15 protein-coding genes are annotated in these 18,410 nt (G+C 65.9%); 11 read left to right on the top strand and 4 right to left on the bottom strand.

From position 1 onward, the window contains the following. Nucleotides 1-16 precede the first annotated feature (16 nt). The 3 genes from ACFQ2D_RS07885 to ACFQ2D_RS07875 all read right to left on the bottom strand — a co-directional run bounded on the left by ACFQ2D_RS07885 (nt 17) and on the right by ACFQ2D_RS07875 (nt 3,894). A complete protein-coding gene (locus tag ACFQ2D_RS07885; RefSeq protein ID WP_280943288.1) occupies nt 17-2,332 on the bottom strand; it encodes an FG-GAP-like repeat-containing protein in 2,316 nt (771 codons plus the stop codon). A gap of 222 nt (nt 2,333-2,554) precedes the next feature. Beyond that, complete coding sequence (locus tag ACFQ2D_RS07880; RefSeq protein WP_280943287.1) at nt 2,555-3,184, bottom strand: CoA transferase subunit B; 630 nt, start codon at nt 3,182-3,184, stop codon at nt 2,555-2,557. Then, a complete protein-coding gene (locus tag ACFQ2D_RS07875; RefSeq protein ID WP_280943286.1) occupies nt 3,184-3,894 on the bottom strand; it encodes a CoA transferase subunit A in 711 nt (236 codons plus the stop codon). The genes ACFQ2D_RS07880 and ACFQ2D_RS07875 overlap by 1 nt, the downstream gene beginning before the upstream one ends. Nucleotides 3,895-4,105: 211 nt before the next feature. On the opposite strand from ACFQ2D_RS07875, the gene ACFQ2D_RS07870 reads away from it, so the two are divergent. The 11 genes from ACFQ2D_RS07870 (at nt 4,106) to ACFQ2D_RS07820 (ending at nt 17,452) form a co-directional block, all read left to right on the top strand. Continuing rightward, nucleotides 4,106-4,852, top strand: a complete 747-nt coding sequence (locus tag ACFQ2D_RS07870; RefSeq protein ID WP_280943285.1) for an electron transfer flavoprotein subunit beta/FixA family protein — start codon at nt 4,106-4,108, stop codon at nt 4,850-4,852. Continuing rightward, nucleotides 4,852-5,793, top strand: coding sequence for an electron transfer flavoprotein subunit alpha/FixB family protein (locus tag ACFQ2D_RS07865; RefSeq protein WP_280943284.1), 942 nt, complete (start codon nt 4,852-4,854; stop codon nt 5,791-5,793). The genes ACFQ2D_RS07870 and ACFQ2D_RS07865 overlap by 1 nt, the downstream gene beginning before the upstream one ends. Nucleotides 5,794-5,817: 24 nt before the next feature. Continuing rightward, on the top strand, nt 5,818-6,945 hold the full coding sequence (gene wecB, locus ACFQ2D_RS07860; protein WP_280943283.1) for a non-hydrolyzing UDP-N-acetylglucosamine 2-epimerase: 1,128 nt from the start codon (nt 5,818-5,820) through the stop codon (nt 6,943-6,945). 118 nt (nt 6,946-7,063) lie between these two features. Then, entirely contained in the window at nt 7,064-7,561 is a 498-nt protein-coding gene (locus ACFQ2D_RS07855) for a hypothetical protein (protein WP_280943282.1), read from the top strand. A 264-nt stretch (nt 7,562-7,825) separates the two neighbouring features. Beyond that, complete coding sequence (kdsA, locus tag ACFQ2D_RS07850) at nt 7,826-8,677, top strand: 3-deoxy-8-phosphooctulonate synthase (RefSeq protein ID WP_280943281.1); 852 nt, start codon at nt 7,826-7,828, stop codon at nt 8,675-8,677. Between the two features lies 1 nt (nt 8,678). Beyond that, the gene (locus ACFQ2D_RS07845; protein ID WP_280943280.1) at nt 8,679-9,227 is read left to right on the top strand and encodes a KdsC family phosphatase; all 549 of its coding nucleotides are present in this window, start codon (nt 8,679-8,681) and stop codon (nt 9,225-9,227) included. Continuing rightward, nucleotides 9,214-9,987, top strand: coding sequence for a 3-deoxy-manno-octulosonate cytidylyltransferase (kdsB, locus tag ACFQ2D_RS07840; protein WP_280943279.1), 774 nt, complete (start codon nt 9,214-9,216; stop codon nt 9,985-9,987). Before ACFQ2D_RS07845 ends, kdsB begins: the two co-directional genes overlap by 14 nt. Next, a complete protein-coding gene (locus ACFQ2D_RS07835; protein WP_280943278.1) occupies nt 9,984-10,931 on the top strand; it encodes a KpsF/GutQ family sugar-phosphate isomerase in 948 nt (315 codons plus the stop codon). Before kdsB ends, ACFQ2D_RS07835 begins: the two co-directional genes overlap by 4 nt. A 263-nt stretch (nt 10,932-11,194) precedes the next feature. Beyond that, nucleotides 11,195-15,835, top strand: coding sequence for a CDP-glycerol glycerophosphotransferase family protein (locus ACFQ2D_RS07830; RefSeq protein WP_280943277.1), 4,641 nt, complete (start codon nt 11,195-11,197; stop codon nt 15,833-15,835). Between the two features lie 108 nt (nt 15,836-15,943). After that, complete coding sequence (locus ACFQ2D_RS07825) at nt 15,944-16,441, top strand: hypothetical protein (RefSeq protein ID WP_280943276.1); 498 nt, start codon at nt 15,944-15,946, stop codon at nt 16,439-16,441. Nucleotides 16,442-16,525: 84 nt separating this feature from the next. Continuing rightward, the gene (locus tag ACFQ2D_RS07820; protein ID WP_280943275.1) at nt 16,526-17,452 is read left to right on the top strand and encodes a glycerophosphodiester phosphodiesterase family protein; all 927 of its coding nucleotides are present in this window, start codon (nt 16,526-16,528) and stop codon (nt 17,450-17,452) included. A 152-nt stretch (nt 17,453-17,604) separates the two neighbouring features. On the opposite strand, the gene ACFQ2D_RS07815 is transcribed toward ACFQ2D_RS07820, so the two are convergent. Further along, complete coding sequence (locus ACFQ2D_RS07815; RefSeq protein ID WP_280943274.1) at nt 17,605-18,387, bottom strand: hypothetical protein; 783 nt, start codon at nt 18,385-18,387, stop codon at nt 17,605-17,607. Between the last annotated feature and the right edge of the window lie 23 nt (nt 18,388-18,410).

Here is an 18,410-nt window from a genome sequence, read left to right as displayed (position 1 = left end):
TTGCGCACCGCCCCCGTCAGGGGACGATCCGCCAGGCCAGGTCGGCGACGCGCGTCATCGCCTGCTGGGTGGCGCTGTTGCCGGACTTCCAGATCACGTTGCGACCATCGGTCGAATGCCGCCACAGGATGTCGGAGCGGCCGTCGCCATCGTAATCGCCCACTGCGGCCACGACCCAGCGTAGGTTCACGGACGTGACCGCCTGGCGGGTGGCGCTGTTGCCGCCGAGCCAGATGGTGTTGGCGCCCGAACCGGTGTTGCGCCAGAGGATGTCATCGACGCCGTCGCCGTTGAAGTCGCCGACGCCCACCACACGCCAGGTACGATCGGACACGGTGGCGATGTCCTGGCGGTTGCTGGCGCTGCCGCTACCGCTGCGCCAGATCGTGTTCTTGCCGGTTGTCGAGCTGCGCCACAGGATGTCGGCCCGGCCATCGCCGTTGAAGTCGCCAACGCCCACCACGTCCCAGCCCCCGCCGGTGACGGCGGTGACGTTGACCTGGGAGTTGCCGCGCCCGGCGAGCCAGATCACGTTCCTGCCGGTATCGTTGCGGCGCCACAGGATGTCCGACACGCCGTCGCCGTTGAAGTCGCCGACCCCTGCCACGCGCCAGTTGAGGTTGGTGACCGCGGTGACCGACTGCTGGTCCGAATACGAGGCCGAACGCCAGATCGTATTGGCGCCGGTGGAGGCGTTGCGCCAGAGCACGTCCGCCTTGCCGTCATTGTTGAAGTCGCCGACGCCCACGACGCGCCAGGCCTGGCTGGCGACGGCGGTCATGGCCTGCTGCGTGGCGTAGTTGGCGGACTTCCAGACCAGGTTGCGGCCGTTGCTGGAGTTGCGGAACAGCACGTCCGACTTGCCGTCCCCGTCCACGTCGCTCTTGACGCCGCGCAGCGGCACCACAGTGGCGCGGAACTGCGAAATGATCGGCATCGTCTGGTTCATGCTGCGTACGTTGTCGGCAGCCGAATTGCCCGTCGCCCGCCCACTGAAGCGGACCGCGGGGTTGGCGAAGTGCGGTGCCTCGATCTGGGTGCCGCTGGCCGGGTAGGCCATGATCGTGAAGAAACCGGTCGACGACGTCTCACGGTAGCCGTACGAATAGGGATGCACGCCGGCGTCGTCAGCATTCTCCTCGTCGTGCGCCTGGCCCATCAGGTGGCCCAGCTCATGCGCCAGGGAGTACTGGCTGCAGAAGTAGGTGTTGTTATCACTCTCGTCGCGGTCGGAGCCGTCGCTGACCACGGCATAGCCGAAGGCCTCGTCGTCCGCGTCGATCGCCGTGTTGTTCATGCCGAGCAGCCAGGCGATGCCGCAGCCGTCCTGCTCGGGCTCGCGGTAGCGGCGCACGAACGCGACCAGGTCCGCGCCGTACTCGTTGCGCGCGGCGCGCAGCGCGTTGAAGGCGGAGTTGGGCGTGATCGGCTGCTGCGTATCGACGTTGTAGCCGGTGAGTTGCTGGAGCGCGTCGCGGTTGCGGGTGGTATCGGCATAGTTGACCGACATGGCGTGGACCACGCGCAGGCGCATGTTCACGCCGCTGTTGACGTAGGCGGCGTTCGCCGCAGCGGCGAGGTTGCTGACCAGGGTGACCGCGGCCGCCTGGCTGCCGAGCTCGCTGGCGATGGTGCTCGAATATCCCAGCAGCACGTCGACCACGGCGAGCGCCTTGGCCGGCGGGGCATCGGCGGTGCCTGCCTTCGCCGCCAGCTGGCGCGATGCGGCCGCCGCGAGCGCACGGCTCTCGGGCGGCATCAGGACGTCGGTGCCCTCCTTCGGGCGACCGCCGTTGGCGGCCACCAGGCGCGGGTCGGTCTCCACCATCCACGCACCGCTGCGGTCGGTGCGCACGCGATACTGGGCATCGCCCCGCGCGATCGAACCGAACACCGCTTTCTCGCCGAAGGTCAGGACGGCACTGGCGCCGTCCTCGCTGCGTCCGATCCAGCTCCAGTTGCCGTCGGGCTGTTCCTCATGGCGCTCGTAGCGCAGGTCCAAAGCCTGGCCATCCGGCGTATTGACGACCATGCGGCCACCGCCGATCGCGTTGAGTGCGTGCTCTTCGCTGATCGAGACCGGATGCCATGTATATGCACCTTCCTTGCGTGCCTTGCGGACCCCGCCATAGGCCAGCAGTTCGCCGCGATCGGGCAGCGAAGCGAAGCTGGAGGTCGAGCCCCGGGTGGCGGCGAGCGACGCTGCGGTCGGCGCGGCGTCCGGGCCGTTCGCGGTGGTGTCCCCGGGGTTGTCCGCAGGAGCAACGCCCGACTCGGAGGTGCAGCCGGCCATGCCGGCAATCAGCATCAGGCCCAGCAGGTGTTTACGCATGTCGCGATTCCAAAGATGAGTGAGGCCCCGCCCCCTGCGGAGGGTTTTGCAGCATAAGCCAGCATCGGCCCGGACCGGAAGCCGACCGGCCGCTACGGGGACAAGGCAACCCCTGCCGACCCGGCCCGGGGCCAGCCCTCAAGTGTCTGAAATGCCTTGCCGCGCTACGCCCGCGCGTCGCAAATACGCCTGGAAAGCGGCTAAACAGCGACTGAAGCTGGATCAAGCGGCCAGCGGAACGCCCGTACGCCGCTGCAGATCGTCCCGCGTGACGCCCGGCGCGAGTTCATGAACGCGCAGGCCGGAGGCTGTGACGTCGAACACGCCCAGATCGGTAATGATGCGGCTGACCACGCCAACCCCGGTCAGTGGCAGGGTGCACTCCGGCAGGATCTTGTGCTCGCCATTCTTCGCCGTATGTTCCATCAGCACGACCACCCGCTTGACCCCGGCCACCAGGTCCATCGCTCCGCCCATGCCCTTGACCATCTTGCCGGGCACCATCCAGTTGGCCAGGTCGCCCTTGTCGGTGACCTGCATCGCGCCGAGGATGGCCAGGTCGATGTGGCCGCCCCGGATCATGGCGAAGGAGTCATGGCTGCCGAAGTAGCTGGCACCCTGGCGCGCGGTGACGGTCTGCTTGCCGGCGTTGATCAGGTCGGGATCGACCTCGTCCTCGGCCGGGAACGGGCCGATGCCCAGCAGGCCGTTCTCCGACTGCAGCCACACGTCCACGCCGTCGGGGATGTAGTTGGCCACCAGGGTCGGCAGGCCGATGCCGAGGTTGACGTAGGCGCCGTCGGTGAGTTCCTGCGCGGCGCGCTGCGCCATCTGGTCGCGGGTCCAGGCCATCACTTGTTCTCCTGACGCACGGTGCGCTGCTCGATGCGCTTCTCGGGGGTGGGGTTGAGCACGATGCGGTCGACGTAGATACCGGGCAGGTGCACGTGGTCGGGGTCGATGCTGCCGGTCGGCACGATCTCCTCCACCTCGACCACGCAGACCTTGCCGGCCATGGCGCAGGCCGGGTTGAAGTTGCGCGCGGTCCTGCGGAAAACCAGGTTGCCGGCCTCGTCCGCCTTCCAGGCCTTGACCAGCGAGACGTCGGCCACCAGCGCGGTCTCCATCACGTACCAGTGTTCGCCGAACTGGCGCGTCTCCTTGCCCTCGGCCACCACGGTGCCGTAGCCGGTGCGGGTGAAGAAGGCCGGGATGCCGGCGCCGCCGGCGCGCAGCCGCTCGGCCAGGGTGCCCTGCGGGTTGAACTCCAGCTCCAGTTCCCCGCCCAGGAACTGGCGCTCGAACTCCTTGTTCTCGCCCACGTAGGACGAGACCATCTTGCGGATCTGCCGGGTCTCCAGCAGCTGGCCGAGACCGAAGCCGTCCACGCCGGCATTGTTGGAAATCACGGTCAGGTCGCGTACGCCCGAATCGCGCAGCGCCGCGATCAGCGCCTCGGGGATACCGCACAGGCCGAACCCGCCGACCGCCAGGGTCTGGCCATCGGCCACCAGGCCGTGCAGGGCGGTGCGGGCATCGGGAAATCGCTTGGATGTGGCCATGTCTGCCTCGGATACGCGAATCCCGGGATTCTACCCAGCCCACCGATGCGTGGCGGCCTGTACCTTCGGGCAGGTCGCGGCGGACACCGAAGCAACGGCCGCACGGGCACTTGCGCGTCCCGCTCGCCGCACCGGAGCGGGACGGGTAAAATCCCGCTTCTGCGTCTCGCGCCTGCCATCAAGTTCCATTTTCCCGGGAGTTCCCTGCAAGATGAAGATCCTCGTCGCCTACAAGCGCGTGGTGGACTACAACGTCCGCATCCAGGTCAAGCCGGACGGGTCCGGCGTGGTCACCGAGGGCGTGAAGCTCTCCGCCAACCCGTTCGATGAAATCGCGCTCGAGGAAGCGCTGCGGCTGCGCGACAAGGGCATCGCCACCGAGGTTGTCGTGGCCACCATCGCTCCGGCCGACGCTGCCGCGCACCTGCGCAACGGCCTGGCCATGGGCGCCAACCGCGCCATCCACGTGGTCTGCGACCAGGCCATCCAGCCGCTGACCGCCGCCCGCACCCTGCTCAAGCTGGTCGAGAAGGAGCAGCCGGACCTGGTGATCCTCGGCAAGCAGGCGATCGACGACGACGCCAACCAGACCGGCCAGATGCTGGCCACGCTGTGGGGCCGCCCGCAGGCGACCTTCGCCTCCAAGCTCGACGTGGCCGACGGCAAGGCGACCGTGGTGCGCGAGGTCGATGCCGGCCTCGAGACGCTGGAGGTCGACCTGCCGGCGGTGGTGACCACCGACCTGCGCCTGAACGAGCCGCGCTTCATCAAGCTGCCCGACATCATGAAGGCCAAGAGCAAGCCGATGGAGACGGTCCAGTTCGCCGATCTCGGCGTGGAGTCGGGCGATTTCCTGGAGACCACCACCTACGCCCCGCCCGCCGGGCGCAGCAAGGGCGTGATGGTCAAGGACGCGGCCGAACTGGTCGCCGCACTCAAGCAGAAGGGGTTGCTGTAATGGCCAAGGTTCTCGTCATCGCCGAACACCTGGACGGCAGGCTCAACGCGTCCACCGCGCGCACGGTAAGCGCCGCGCAGGCGCTGTCCGCCGACGCCATCGACGTCGCCGTGCTCGCCGCCGATCCGGCCGCGGTGGCCGCCGAGGCCGCGAAGATCGCGGGCGTGGCCCGCGTGCTGGCGGTGGCCAACGCCGCCAACGCGCAGCCGGTCGCCCAGGTACTCGCGCCGCAGGTGGCGAAGCTGGCCGACGGCTACAGCCACGTGTTCGTGCCAAGCACTACCTTCGGCAAGGACCTGGCGCCCTGCGTCGCCGCGCTGCTCGGCGTCGCCCAGGTGTCGGACCTGATGACGGTCGAGGGCAGCCACGAGTTCAAGCGCCCGATCTACGCCGGCAACGCCATCGTCACCGTCCGCGCCCCGGCCGACCGCACCGTGGTGGCGACCGTGCGCACCGCCTCGTGGCCGGAAGCGGCGACTGGCGGCAGCGCCCCGGTCGAAACCGTGTCGGTGGACGTGGCCCTGCCGACCCATACCCGCCACCTCGGCCTGGCCGCCGCCAAGTCCGACCGCCCCGACCTGCAGAGCGCGCGTCGCGTGGTCTCCGGCGGCCGCGGCGTGGGGTCCAAGGAAAACTTCGAGGTCATCTACAAGCTCGCCGACCGCCTCGGCGCGGCAGTGGGCGCCTCGCGCGCGGCGGTCGACGCGGGCTATGTGCCGAACGAACTGCAGGTCGGCCAGACCGGCAAGATCATCGCCCCCGAGCTGTACGTCGCGGTGGGCATTTCCGGCGCGATCCAGCACCTGACCGGCATCAAGGACGCCGGCACGATCGTGGCAATCAACAAAGACGGCGACGCGCCGATTTTCGAGATCGCGGATATCGGGCTGGTCGGCGACCTGTTCACGCTGCTGCCGGAGATCGAGGCGGCGCTTGGCTAGGACGACGCGACCGGCGCCATTGCAATGACCCGCAAGGTGATGCTGGCGTTCGGCACCAGGCCGGAGGCCATCAAGATGGCCCCGGTCGTCTCGGCGCTGCGCGCGCAGCCCGGCCTGGAGGTGCAGGTCGCCGTGACCGCGCAGCACCGGCACATGCTCGACCAGGTCCTGGACCTGTTCGGCATCGTGCCGGACGAGGACCTGGACGTGATGACGCCGTCGCAGTCGCTGCCCGACCTGTTCGCCAGGATCCTGGTGGGCATGAGCGGCGTGCTCGCCCGCCGCCGGCCGGACATGGTGCTGGTCCATGGCGACACCAGCACCACGCTCGCCGCCGCGCTGGCCGCCTTCTACGCACGGATCCCCGTGGCACACGTCGAAGCCGGCCTGCGCACCGGCGACCTGCAGGCGCCCTGGCCTGAGGAGGCCAACCGGCGCCTGACCGCGCCGCTGGCCGCCCTGCACTTTCCGCCGACGCCACGCGCGCGCGACAACCTGCTCGGCGAAGGCATCCCCGCAGACCGGATCCACGTCACCGGCAATACCGTGATCGACGCGCTGCACGAGGTTGCGGCGCGGATCCGGGCCGACGCCGCCCTGCGCGACGCGCTGGATGCGCAGCTGCCCGTCCTGGATCCGGGCCGCCCGATGGTGCTGGTCACCGGCCACCGCCGCGAGAACTTCGGCACCGGCATGGAGGACATCTGCGGCGCGCTGGCCGAGATCGCCGACGCGCGAGATGTGCAGGTGGTCTATCCCGTGCACCTCAACCCCAGCGTGCAGGAGCCGGTGCGGCGCCTGCTGGGCGCCCACCCGCGCATCCACCTGGTCGAGCCGCTCGACTACCTGCCGTTCGTGCGGCTGATGGACCGCGCCCACCTGATCCTCACCGACTCGGGCGGCATCCAGGAGGAGGCGCCGTCGCTGGGCAAGCCGGTGCTGGTGATGCGCACCACCACCGAGCGTCCGGAAGCCGTCGACGCCGGCACCGTGCGACTGGTCGGCGCTGACCGCGGCAGGATCGTGGCCGAGACGCTGCGGCTGCTGGATGAACCGGGTGCGCACGCTGCCATGGCGGCGGCGCACAACCCGTATGGGGACGGGCGGGCAGCGTCGCGGATCGCGCAGGTCGTCGGCGCTCAGTTCAGCTGAAGGGTCCGTGCGCCGCCTCAACGGCGGCTGTCTGCACCGATTTGCATGCAAATCGTCGCCTGGACGCTTGTGCGAAAATCGCGCGTTTTCCCGACCCGATCCCCTTGGAGTGACCTGAATGAATACCTGGAGCCGCCTCGCCGGCATGGCTGTCCTTGGCGCGGCCCTGATCGCATGCTCCCACCAAGAGTCGCCAACAGCCGTCACCGAGCAGCCGGTCACCGGCACTCAGGAAGCTCCCGACGCTGCCGCCCGAGCCTCGCGACTGGAAAAGCCCTTGGCCAAGGGCGTTCGTCTTGGTTTCAGCCACCATCTGCGCCGCGACCGCATAGAGGAAACCAGGCCGGGCGTTTTCCGCCGTCGCGTACTGCTCGAGTATCTGGCGCTTGATCAGCAACAGGCGGCAAGCGCTCTCATCGCCGACATGTCCGAGGGAGGCTACAAAGTCGTGTCGGAGCGCGTGGACGACCAGGGCCGTATTCGCCTGACCTTCCAGAAGGGCAAACGGAAGATCTCTGCTCATGTGCGCAATGGCGGCAAGGTGGAGCACGAGGCCGCGAAGGGCACGATTCTCGTAAGCATTCCAGCGAAGGCCCCCAAGCCGAAGACCGCCTGAAGCCTTCCGCTCTGCATCGAGCGCATCCCTGATTGATTCCAAGGTTTCGAACCCACTGCCGGATCCGGCTGGCGGCACGGCTGCCCCGGGCTGCCGCTCGGGGTCGCCATGCTGGATTCCCCGGCTGCAGGCATCTGGCGGACACATCCGACCCGTGCGACATGCGCTCCGTCCTGTCCGAATGGGCGGAGAGCGACGACACGGGGCCATGTCGCAAGCGCCGCTCGCATATAATGCGCCGCCGCAATCCACGGAAAATCCGCCATGTCCCTGACCGTCCGCATCGACGATCGCGTCAGCGTCGCCAACGACGCGCCATTCGTGCTGTTCGGCGGCCTGAATGTCCTCGAGGATCTCGAGTCGACGCTCTCGGCAGCGGCCCACTACGTCGATGTCACCGACAGGCTCGGCATTCCGTTCGTGTTCAAGGCCTCGTTCGACAAGGCCAACCGTTCGTCGATCCACTCCTACCGCGGCGTCGGGCTCGAGGAAGGGCTGCGAATCTTCCAGGAGGTCAAGGGACGCTTCGGCGTGCCGGTGATCACTGACGTGCACGAGCCTGCACAGGCGGCGCCGGTGGCCGAGGTCGTGGACGTGCTGCAGCTTCCTGCCTTCCTTGCGCGGCAGACCGACCTGGTGGAGGCGATCGCGCGCACCGGGCGTGCGGTCAACGTCAAGAAGCCGCAGTTCCTCAGCCCGACGCAGATGAAGAACATCGCCGAGAAGATCCGCGAGGCCGGCAACGAGCGGATCATCCTGTGCGAGCGCGGCAGCCAGTTCGGCTACGACAACCTCACCGTCGACATGCTCGGCTTCCGCGAGATGATCGAGTGCACCGGCGGGCTGCCCGCGATCTTCGACGTCACCCACAGCCTGCAGCGCCGCGACGCCGGCGCCGAGGCATCCGGCGGCCGTCGCCGCCAGGTCGCCGAGCTGGCCCGCGCCGGCATGGCGGTCGGCCTGGCAGGACTGTTCCTGGAGGCGCATCCGGATCCCGACCGCGCGCGCTGCGATGGGCCCAGCGCCCTGCCGCTGGCGGCACTGGAACCGTTCCTGGCCCAGATCAAGGCGATCGACGACCTGGTGAAGGGCTTCGCCCCACTGCGGATCAGCTGAGGTGCCCAGCCAGTACGAGGGGCCGATCCGGCTTGTGCTGTTCGACGTCGACGGCGTCCTGACCGATGGCACGCTGCTGGTCGACGGGCAGGGCGAACTGGTCAAGCCCTTCAACGTGCGCGACGGCCTCGCGGTCGGATTGCTTCGCGCGCACGGCATCCTGAGCGGGGTGCTCTCGGGCAAGTCCAGCGCGCCGCTGGACTATCGCATCGCCCAGCTGCGCTTCGACGTCGCAGTCACCGGGCGCCTGGAGAAGCGCGAGGCCTATTCCGCGATCAAGCGCGAGCACGGGCTTGAGGACTCGCAGATCGCCTACGTCGGCGACGATGTCGTCGATCTCCCTTTGGCCGGGCTGGTGGGTCGGTTCTATGCTCCGGCCGATGCGCATCCGCTGGTGCTCGCGCGCGCGGACCACGTGGTCGCCGCCCGCGGTGGCCATGGCGTGGCCCGTGAGGTCGCCGAGCACCTGCTGCATGCCGGTGGCCTCGACCTGGAAGCGGCCTACCGTCCGCTGATCGGCCAGTGGGATCGCGTGCATGCCGCACAGTAGCCCCACCCTGCGGGTCGTCGTCCCCGCCCGCTTCGCCTCTTCGAGGCTGCCGGGCAAGCCGTTGCTCGACCTCGCCGGCAAGCCGATGGTCGTGCGGGTGCACGAGGCCGTGCGTTTCGCCCTGCCCGAAGCCGACGTCGTGGTGGCGGTGGATGACCAGCGCGTACTGGATGCATTGGCCGGACACGGCATCCAGGCGGCGATGACCGACCCGGGCCACGAGTCCGGCACCGATCGCGCCGCGGAGGTCGCGCGCACGCTCGGATGGGCCGGCACCGACACGATCTGCAACGTGCAGGGCGACGAGCCGCTGGTGCCCCGGGACATGCTGCGCGCCTTTGCCGGCTTCTGCGCTGCCCGGGCCAGCCTGTCGATGGCGACCATCGCGGTGCCGGTGGGCGCGGTCGCCGAGGTCCACGATCCCAACGTGGTGAAGCTGACGCTGGATGCGGACAACCGGGCGATCGCGTTCTCGCGTGCGCCGATGCCTTTCCACCGCGACCTGCCGCCTGCGCAGTGGCCGCCGGGCGACTACCTGCGCCACGTCGGCATCTACGCCTACCGCAACGACGTCCTCCAGCAGCTGACGGGCACCCCGCCCTGCTTTCTGGAGCGGATCGAGAAACTCGAGCAGCTGCGCGCGCTCTGGCTGGGAATCCCCATCCATGTGATGCGCTGGCACCAGTCGCCGCCCCACGGCGTCGACACGCCTGCCGACGCCGCCCGCGTCACGGCGCTGTTCGTAGGGATGACACAGTGAGTGCAGAAGCCAATCGCGCCATCGACCACCGCGCCTCTGCGCTGCGCGTATTCGCCATCGAGGCCGAGGCCATCCGCAACCTCGCAGACCAGATCGACGAGGACTTCGCCCGCTCGGTGGAACGGATCCTGCAATCGCACGGCCGCACCATCGTCTGCGGGATGGGCAAGTCCGGCATCATCGGCCGCAAGATCGCCGCCACCCTTGCCAGCACAGGCACGCCAAGCTTCTTCATGCACCCGGGCGAGGCCTACCACGGCGACCTGGGCATGGTCGCGGTCGACGACACGTTCGTGGCCATTTCCTTTTCCGGTGAGACCGACGAAGTCGTCAAGCTGTTGCCATTCCTCAAGGACAACGGCAACTTCATCGTCGCGATCACGGGGAACCCCGATTCTACATTGGCTACGTCGGCGGACTGCCACCTCAACGTACATGTCAACGAGGAGGCCTGCACCTTGCGCCTTGCACCGACCTCGTCCACGACCGCAACGCTGGCAATGGGCGACGCGCTCGCCGTGGCCCTGATGGATGCGCGTGGATTCAAGCCTGAGAATTTCGCCCGCTTCCATCCCGGCGGCTCTCTCGGTCGGCGACTGTTGAGTCGCGTGGAGCACGAGATGGCCACCGATCTTCCGGTCGCTCAATCGAATGCAACCGTAATGGAGATTATCGCCGCGATCACGCGGTCAAGACTCGGCCTCGTAGTGGTTTGCCACGAAGGGCGGTGGGCGATCATTACCGATGGAGATGTCCGCAGGGCCGTCGAACGCCATGGGCAGGGAGTATTCGCCTGCGTTGCCACCGACCTCATGTCTCGTGACCCAGCGCAAGTCGCCGTCGGCACCAGGGTCGAGGATGCGCTGCTGTTGATGGAAAGACGTCGCATCTCCGCCCTTCTCGTGTTCGACGCAGACAAGTTGGTAGGCATCTTCAAGAAATAGACCCATCCAGCAGGCATCCGCTGCCGCCATCCGCTGCCGCCCGCCCCTGCGTGGCGGCCGCCCGCGCGGCGATGCCGGGCAGTCGCCCAAGCTGCTCGTATTCGGACACGACCCATCGCATTCGTGCAGTCGCGAACGCGACCGGAGGAGTGCGACCAAGGCGGGATCAGCCCGGTCCCGCCGCTCGAGTCAGCCACAAGGCCATCTCGCGAACGCGCTCTTCGCTAGTACAATCGGGATCGTACTGTCTCGATATCGCGCCGATGAAATCGATCCACTTCAACCTCGATCCGACCATCAACTACGGCGACCTGCAGGACACGATAGTGTCGACCGTAACGGATAAGCTTGTCGAGGCCCCATGGTCTTCGAGCGTCGGCGAGGTCAAGTCGGATTCGGTGAACGTCAGTCTGTTCATCCGGAGCCCGGCCCAGGTGTTCCTGGGCCACAGCCTGGCGGACCGGAACTACCTGTGGGCGAGAGACGACGAAGGGAAGCGTCTGGTGAACCGCTTCCAGGCAGTGCTCGTCCCGGGCAGGTGGATGAAGAATCGCCTGCTGCACAGTCCCAGCATCCGGCTCAAGGCAGACCAGGTGATCTGCGTCGGCTCACCCCGAATCGACCGGCTCAGAGCCCTTTCCGCGACCATGGCTCGCGCTCCGAGTGGCGGGCAGCTCAAGGTCCTTTGGGCGCCCACCTACAGTAAGCGCAACGGCGCCTCCGTATCCAGCCACCCGGAGTTCGAATCCCATCTGGCTGCACTGGCCGAGGAGTTCGACGTCGCCTCACTCCTGCACCCACGCCAGAGGTCGGACAAGCGCGCGGCGGTCGACGAACTTCTCTGGGCCGATGTCGTGATCTCGGATACCAGTTCCATCATCTATGAGGCATGGGCGCTGGGCAAGCCGGTCGTCTTCCCCAGCTGGCTGACCTTCGATCGCGTGCTCGATCGTTACCCGAAATCAGCGGAGGCGCACATCTATGCGACGGGAATCGGCTACCACGCCGGCAGTTTCGAGGAGTTAAGGGACATTCTGAGAGGAGGACCGTCCATAGGCGATGACGTAGATCGCTTCATGGATGAGTACCTGGACAACTACCGGAGCGGCAACGCCAGCACCAAGGCCGCGAATGCCCTGCTGTCCCTGGCCGGCGTCGACTTGGCTCACCAGACCCTCAAGGCGCTCAAAGAGGCGATCGACTCGGTTGAGCAGGCCGACCCGGCAACTTCAACCAAGCTGACACCTGCTTCCGACAGGCAGGCCCTTGTAGACCGGTGTGATGACCTGATCCGCCGCCCGGGTTGCGATTCAGCAATGCTCGAGGAGCTGGGCGAGCTGCTGATTGGCCTCAAACAGTACGATGCGGCGGAGCGCGCATACCGCGAACTTCTCAATCGCGACTGGACGGCGGCGCGCGGGCACGTTCATCTCGCGAAGGTGCTCGGCTTGCAGTCCAAGTGGTGGCAGGCCGCCGACTCCCTCGTGGTCGCCACCACCCTGGATTCGACTCATGCCGACTGGTTCTTCCAGCTGGGCGATGCGCAGGAACGGATGGGTCGTTTCGAGGGGGCTATCGAGGCGTATCGCGCAGCGATAGCCATTGACCCGGGTGAGCCTCACTGGCATTACCGGCTGGGATACATGCTGGAGCGTGCCGGACGTACTGCGCAAGCCGACATCGCCTATGGCGAAGCGATCCGTCGCGATGGAAGCGCGGACGCCACCCAGTTCGGGATCGGGGTGTTCCATCAGAAGCGCGGACTGTGGGAAGCTGCGCTGCGCGCGTACGAGATGAAGCTGGAACAGTCGCCCCTCGTTGCCGCCTTGCACTATCGCACCGGCATGGCGAATGACCGGCTGTACCGTTGGCAGCAGGCGGCACAGCATTATCGGAACGCGATCGCGCTCGAAACGCGGAAGGCGAACCCGCAGTGGCATTATCGGCTGGGATTCGTCCTGGAGCGCCAGGGTTGCTGGCAGGACGCGGCGGACGCTTACCGCGCCGCGGTCGCGCTCAGCGCGAAGCACACCGCCTACTGGCACTATCGCCTGGGCTATGTGCTGGAGCAGGCGAAGGCATTCGAGGCCGCATGCGGCGCATATGTGCGGACCCGTCTTGAGCCGGGACTCCGCTCCGTACACGCCCTCACCTTGCCGAAGGTCGGGACGGGGAGCGCCGGATGGCTCAACGCGCAGGATGAGGAGCACGCCGCCATCCAGCGCTACCTCTCGGGATTCAGTGCATCAGGCCTGCTGGCAAGGATCATCGAGAAAGACGCCACCAGTGCGCTGGATCACTTCCGGCTGGCGGAAAGCCTCGAGCGCGAGGAAAAGTGGGAAGCGGCCGCTGACGCGTATCGGCATGGGTTGCTCCGATGCAGCGACCATGTTTCGAGCAGATACTTCCGCCTTGGCTATGTATTGTTCCGGGCAGGTCGCCATGAACAGGCCTGCGCAGCATTCAGAAGCACCAGAGTGCTGCAAAGGGCCCATGGCATGTCGGAGGAGCCTCTGCAGAAGGACGAGGGGCTGCGCCTGGCAGCAAGCTACGTCGAGTACAGCGAATGCCTGCCGGTCGACGACAAGGCAATCCTGTATGAAAGCTTCAACGGCAGCTCCATGTCCTGCAATCCCCTCGCCATCTTCAAGCGGCTTGTGGAGCACCCGGACTTCCGGGACTACCTGCACATCTGGGTGCTCAACGACACGTCGCGCATCCAGGAGAGTTACCGCCGGCTTCCGAACGTGGTGTTCGTCGCAAAGCCATCGGACGGATATCTGCGCCACCTCGCGACGGCGAAGCACCTGATCAACAACAGCGGGTTTCCCCCTTACTTCATTCGTCGACCCGAGCAGCGTTACCTCGCCACCTGGCACGGCACGCCACTGAAGACCCTGGGGAAAGAGCAGAAGTACAAGTTCTACGACCACAAGCGGACGCAGCGCAACTTCGTCCAGTCCACGCACATCATCAGCCCCAACAGGCACACCACCGATATTCAGCTGGACAGCTACGACATCCGCCCGCTTTTCACGGGCCTGTTCGCGGAGACCGGCTACCCTCGCGTGGACCTGACGCTCAACGCTGACGACGCGCAGAAGGCACGCATCATGAAGCGGATGGGCCTCTCGGCGGACCGCCCCGTGGTTCTGTACGCTCCAACGTGGCGTGGAACCCTGGATCAGGTTTCCTTCGACACCTCGCGCCTGGAACAGGACCTCGCCGAACTGTCCAAGCTCGATTGCCAGCTGGTCTTTCGCGGGCACAGCCTGCTAGAACGCGTGATGACGCATGACGACGTTCCTGGCCAGGTGGTGCCGGCCGATATCGACACCAATGAGCTCCTTTCGGTCGTCGACGTCCTGATCACCGATTACTCCAGCGTCTTCTTCGACTACCTCGCCACCGGGAAGCCGATCCTGTACTACATCTACGACCTCGAAGAGTACGAGGAAGAGCGGGGCCTCTACTTCGACATGGAGGAGATGCCTGGAGCCAAGTGCCGCACCATCGAGGACCTCTCCTCGGCACTGACCCTTGCCATTGCGGGCAAGGGCATGGACTCCGAGCACTTCCGGCGTAGCCAAGCCGCTTACAGCCCGCACGACGACGGCAATGCCACTTCCCGCGTCATCGACTTCTTCTTCAACGACGCGAGCACCCACCTCGTTGATTTCCGCGAGGCAGATCGCACGACGGTCGTGCTGAATGGCGGTTCTTTCCAGCCCAACGGGATCACGACGTCTTTCGTCAACCTGGTCAAGAGCATCGACCGGAGCAGATATGACGTCGTCCTCGGCTTTTCCCCGAACTCCGTCGAGGGTTCCAACGGCAACCTGGCCCAGTTCCGCAAGTTGCCCAAGGATATCTACGCCGTTCCCCGCTACGGCAACATGCCGATGACGCTCGAGGAGCGCTGGATCAGGAAGCATCACAACGACGGGAGCATCAGGCTCGAGCCAGAGATGCGGGCAATCCTGGAACGTTCATACGAACGCGAGTTCGTACGCATCTTCGGCCGCAAGCGCTACGACGTGGCGGCCGCCTTCTCGGGCTACGATGCCTTCTGGGCTTCCATTCTGCTGATGGGCCGAGGTGCCAAACGCAAGGTGATCTACTTGCATAACGACATGTATTCCGAACACACCGCCAAGTTCCCTGAGCTCCAGTTGATCTTCGACGCGTACAAGTACGCGGACGCGCTGGTTTCGGTCTCGGAACAGACGTGCACCCACAACCGGGAGCAGCTTGCAGACAGGTTCGCCCTGGACCGGGACAAATTTGTCCATTGCGACAACCTGATCAATCCGGAAGAGATCCTGGACAGATCGTCACTTCCGCTCGAGGTGGAAGGCGATGAGTCCCTGTTCGATGGCGCCAGCCCGGTTCTGGTCAACATCGCACGTCTTTCCGTGGAGAAAGATCACGAGAAACTGATCAGGGCATTTGCCGAGTTCCGTAAACAACAGCCCCATGCCCGACTGCTGATCCTCGGGTCGGGGCCGCTCGAACAGCATCTTCGGCGCGTAGTGATCGAGTGCGGGCTGGGAGACAGCGTGCGGCTGTTGGGTTACCGGATCAATCCGTATCCCTATCTTCGGCGGGCGCACTGTTTTGTCCTGTCGTCCAACCACGAGGGGCAGCCGATGACCCTGCTTGAGGCTTTGGTACTCGGCAAACCCATCATTGCTACGGACATCGTAGGCAACAGGAGCGTGTTGCATGGGCGACCCGGCATGCTGGTGGACAACTCGATCGAGGGCCTTGCGGACGGCATGCGCCGCCTGGCGACCGGCCCCGTGCAAACAGGTGGTTTCGACTGGTCCGGGTATCAGCAGAACGCGATCAATGCGTTCTATGAGAAGGTGACCGGGATCGGACCCGCGCCCGCGAGCATCTGATTGTCCTGTTGCCATGGAACCCACAGTAGGTCGGCCGACCGGCCCTGAAGCCCAACCACCGCCCGCCCATCCATCCGCCTGCCGCACACTCACTCCTTTGGTGACCATATGAATCGATTGATCTGGATCTCCCCCCTGGTGCTTCTCACGCTCGTCGCATGCCAGCCCGCGCCTCAAACGCCCGCAGAAGCTCCCGCGCAAACCCCCCAAGCCCAGACCGTCGACGCTCCACTCGAACAGCTGGCAACGCCATCCCACATCAGGAAGCTGGAGCGCGCGCTTCCGCTTCGCGTCGGGTTGGACATGCCGTTCGAGTTCCGCGGCAGCAGGAGCTACAAGGCCGAGGACGGGACGGCCAGGAAGAATGCTTCGATCGAGTTCTTCCGTGGTGATGCGTTGACGGTCCAGCAAGACATCAGGCGGGCACTGTTGCGGGCCGGCTACACGGCCGGCAGCGAGCCGACCGAGCTCAAGAAGAATCGCTACTCGACCACCTACACCGGCGACAACCTGCCCACCCTGGAGGTTGTCAGCAACTCCAACCGCACCGTGAAGCGGAAGAACAAGGATGCCGTCGGCGTCGTTCGCTTCGACTGGCCGGAATGACCAACCGGTGCCGCGCGCAGCCATGCGTCCGCCCAGGTCCCCAGCCATTACGCCTGCATCTGGGTTTTCCGTCTGGAGCAGGCAATGCTGGTGATTGCCCACCGCGGCGGCGGCGGACTGAGAGTCGAGAACACGCTCGCGGCATTCGGTAACGCAATACGCCTCGGAGCGGCGGGGGCCGAGCTGGATGTCAGGTTGAGCGCTGACGGTGAGGTTGTCGTCCACCACGATGCTTGCTTGAATCCAGCGTACTGCCGGTATCGCGGCAGGTGGGTATCAAGAACCGACCGGAAGCGGATTGCCGACCTTGCTTACGCCGAGCTCCGCGAGTGCGACATCGGGAGACGTCGGACAGGTACAAGGTACGCGGACAAGTTCGACCTTGTCCAAGACGTTGACGGGGAAAGGATTCCCCTGCTCCGGGACGTGGTCCGACTGGTCAAGTCGGAGTCGGACCGATTCTTTCTGGTCATCGAGATCAAGACGCCAGTGCTGCAGGCTGCCTCGCAACCATGGCGAACCCTCGTCGACAAGACACTTGCGATTGTCGAGACAGAGGGCCTCGGCGACCGGTTCACACTTTGTTCTTTCGACTGGGGCGCCCTTACGTACGCCATGGCCCAGCGTCCCGGCACAACCACCTGGTTCACGACGCAACCCCTTAGTTGGTACGGGGATGCGCCCGCGTCCGAAGTCGATCTTCAGCCGGTGACGGCCTCGCTCATCAAGCTGCGCACAAAGTACCGCATGGGCTCGGCCCCCTGGTTTGGTGGTTACGATCCTCGCGATTTCTCCGATGGATACGCAGAGGCCATCGCGGCCGCCGGAGGCCACGCCTGGTTCATGTACCACCGCGACTATTCCAGTGAGCATGCCTCCGCGCTGCTCCGGCATGGGATGGGAGGATGTGCATGGTCAGTCAACCTGCGGGACCCTGACGAGGTCCGAAGGGTGGCCTCCTTGGGAGCCGACGCCATCTGCCTGGATTATCCCGGGTCGTACACCGCCTGATCCTCCAGGCGCCTGTCCTACCATCGGCACACGACTGCAGCTCCGGCCCGCCCCGGATACTGGCTGGCAGGAGTGGACCAGGCAGCCAGGCGGAAGCCGCGCGGGTTCCTTCCGTGCCCGGCTCACCGGCGCAACAGGTTTCGCGCCGGCGCCTAGCTCCAGATCAGGTCGAGAACCCGCTCGCGGAACGCAATGTTGCGGTCCCGGGAGTCGCCAAGCGCCTCATCGAAGCGCACTGCCTTGCCGGACGCACCCTTCACGCCCTCGACGGTAGCTGGCCTGAACTTCAGGCTCATGAACTTGCTGCCGAACGGCACCATCGCGACCTTGCGGCCCAGAAGCGTTGCCCAGTAGGCGCCATGATACGAACTCGTCACGACGGTCGATCCTGATGCCAAGTGATCAAGGGCCCGGAAGAGATCGAGACCGCTCATGTTGTCTGCATAAGGCGCGCCCATCGCAGCCGCCTCGGCCGAGAGGTCTCCAAGCTTCCGATGCCCATAGACGACCAGCTCATGGACAGGCTCCGGTATGGAGTCGAAGTACGGATGCATACACGACACGCACGGGACATAGTCCAACCCGGAGCCCTTGACGTAATCGCGGCATCCATAGAGGGCGTACCCCGAACGCAGCCGGTAATGCACATCCGCAGGCACTGGCTTGATCTCCTTGCGGGTCGTATAACCCACCCCCCAGGCGACCAGTTTCGATTTGGGATAAAGCTTCCTGACGTCCGGCGCACGCCTCGAAACCGCACCGCCACCCAGCACGACGCAGTCAGGCTCCATATCCAGCGGCGGATCGGTCAGACTGGCCTTCCTCAGCGCGATATCCAGATCGCAACCGACGTTGAAGTAATCCAGGGGATGGCAGTAGTTGTCACCCAGGTTCGCATTGCCCCTGATATGCAAACCGAGAATTTCCTTCTTCATTGCTGGCAAGCCTGCTCTTTGGA

This window comes from Luteimonas composti (assembly GCF_042678665.1).
Lineage (GTDB): Bacteria > Pseudomonadota > Gammaproteobacteria > Xanthomonadales > Xanthomonadaceae > Luteimonas > Luteimonas composti.
This window is presented reverse-complemented; position numbering and strand designations above follow the sequence as displayed.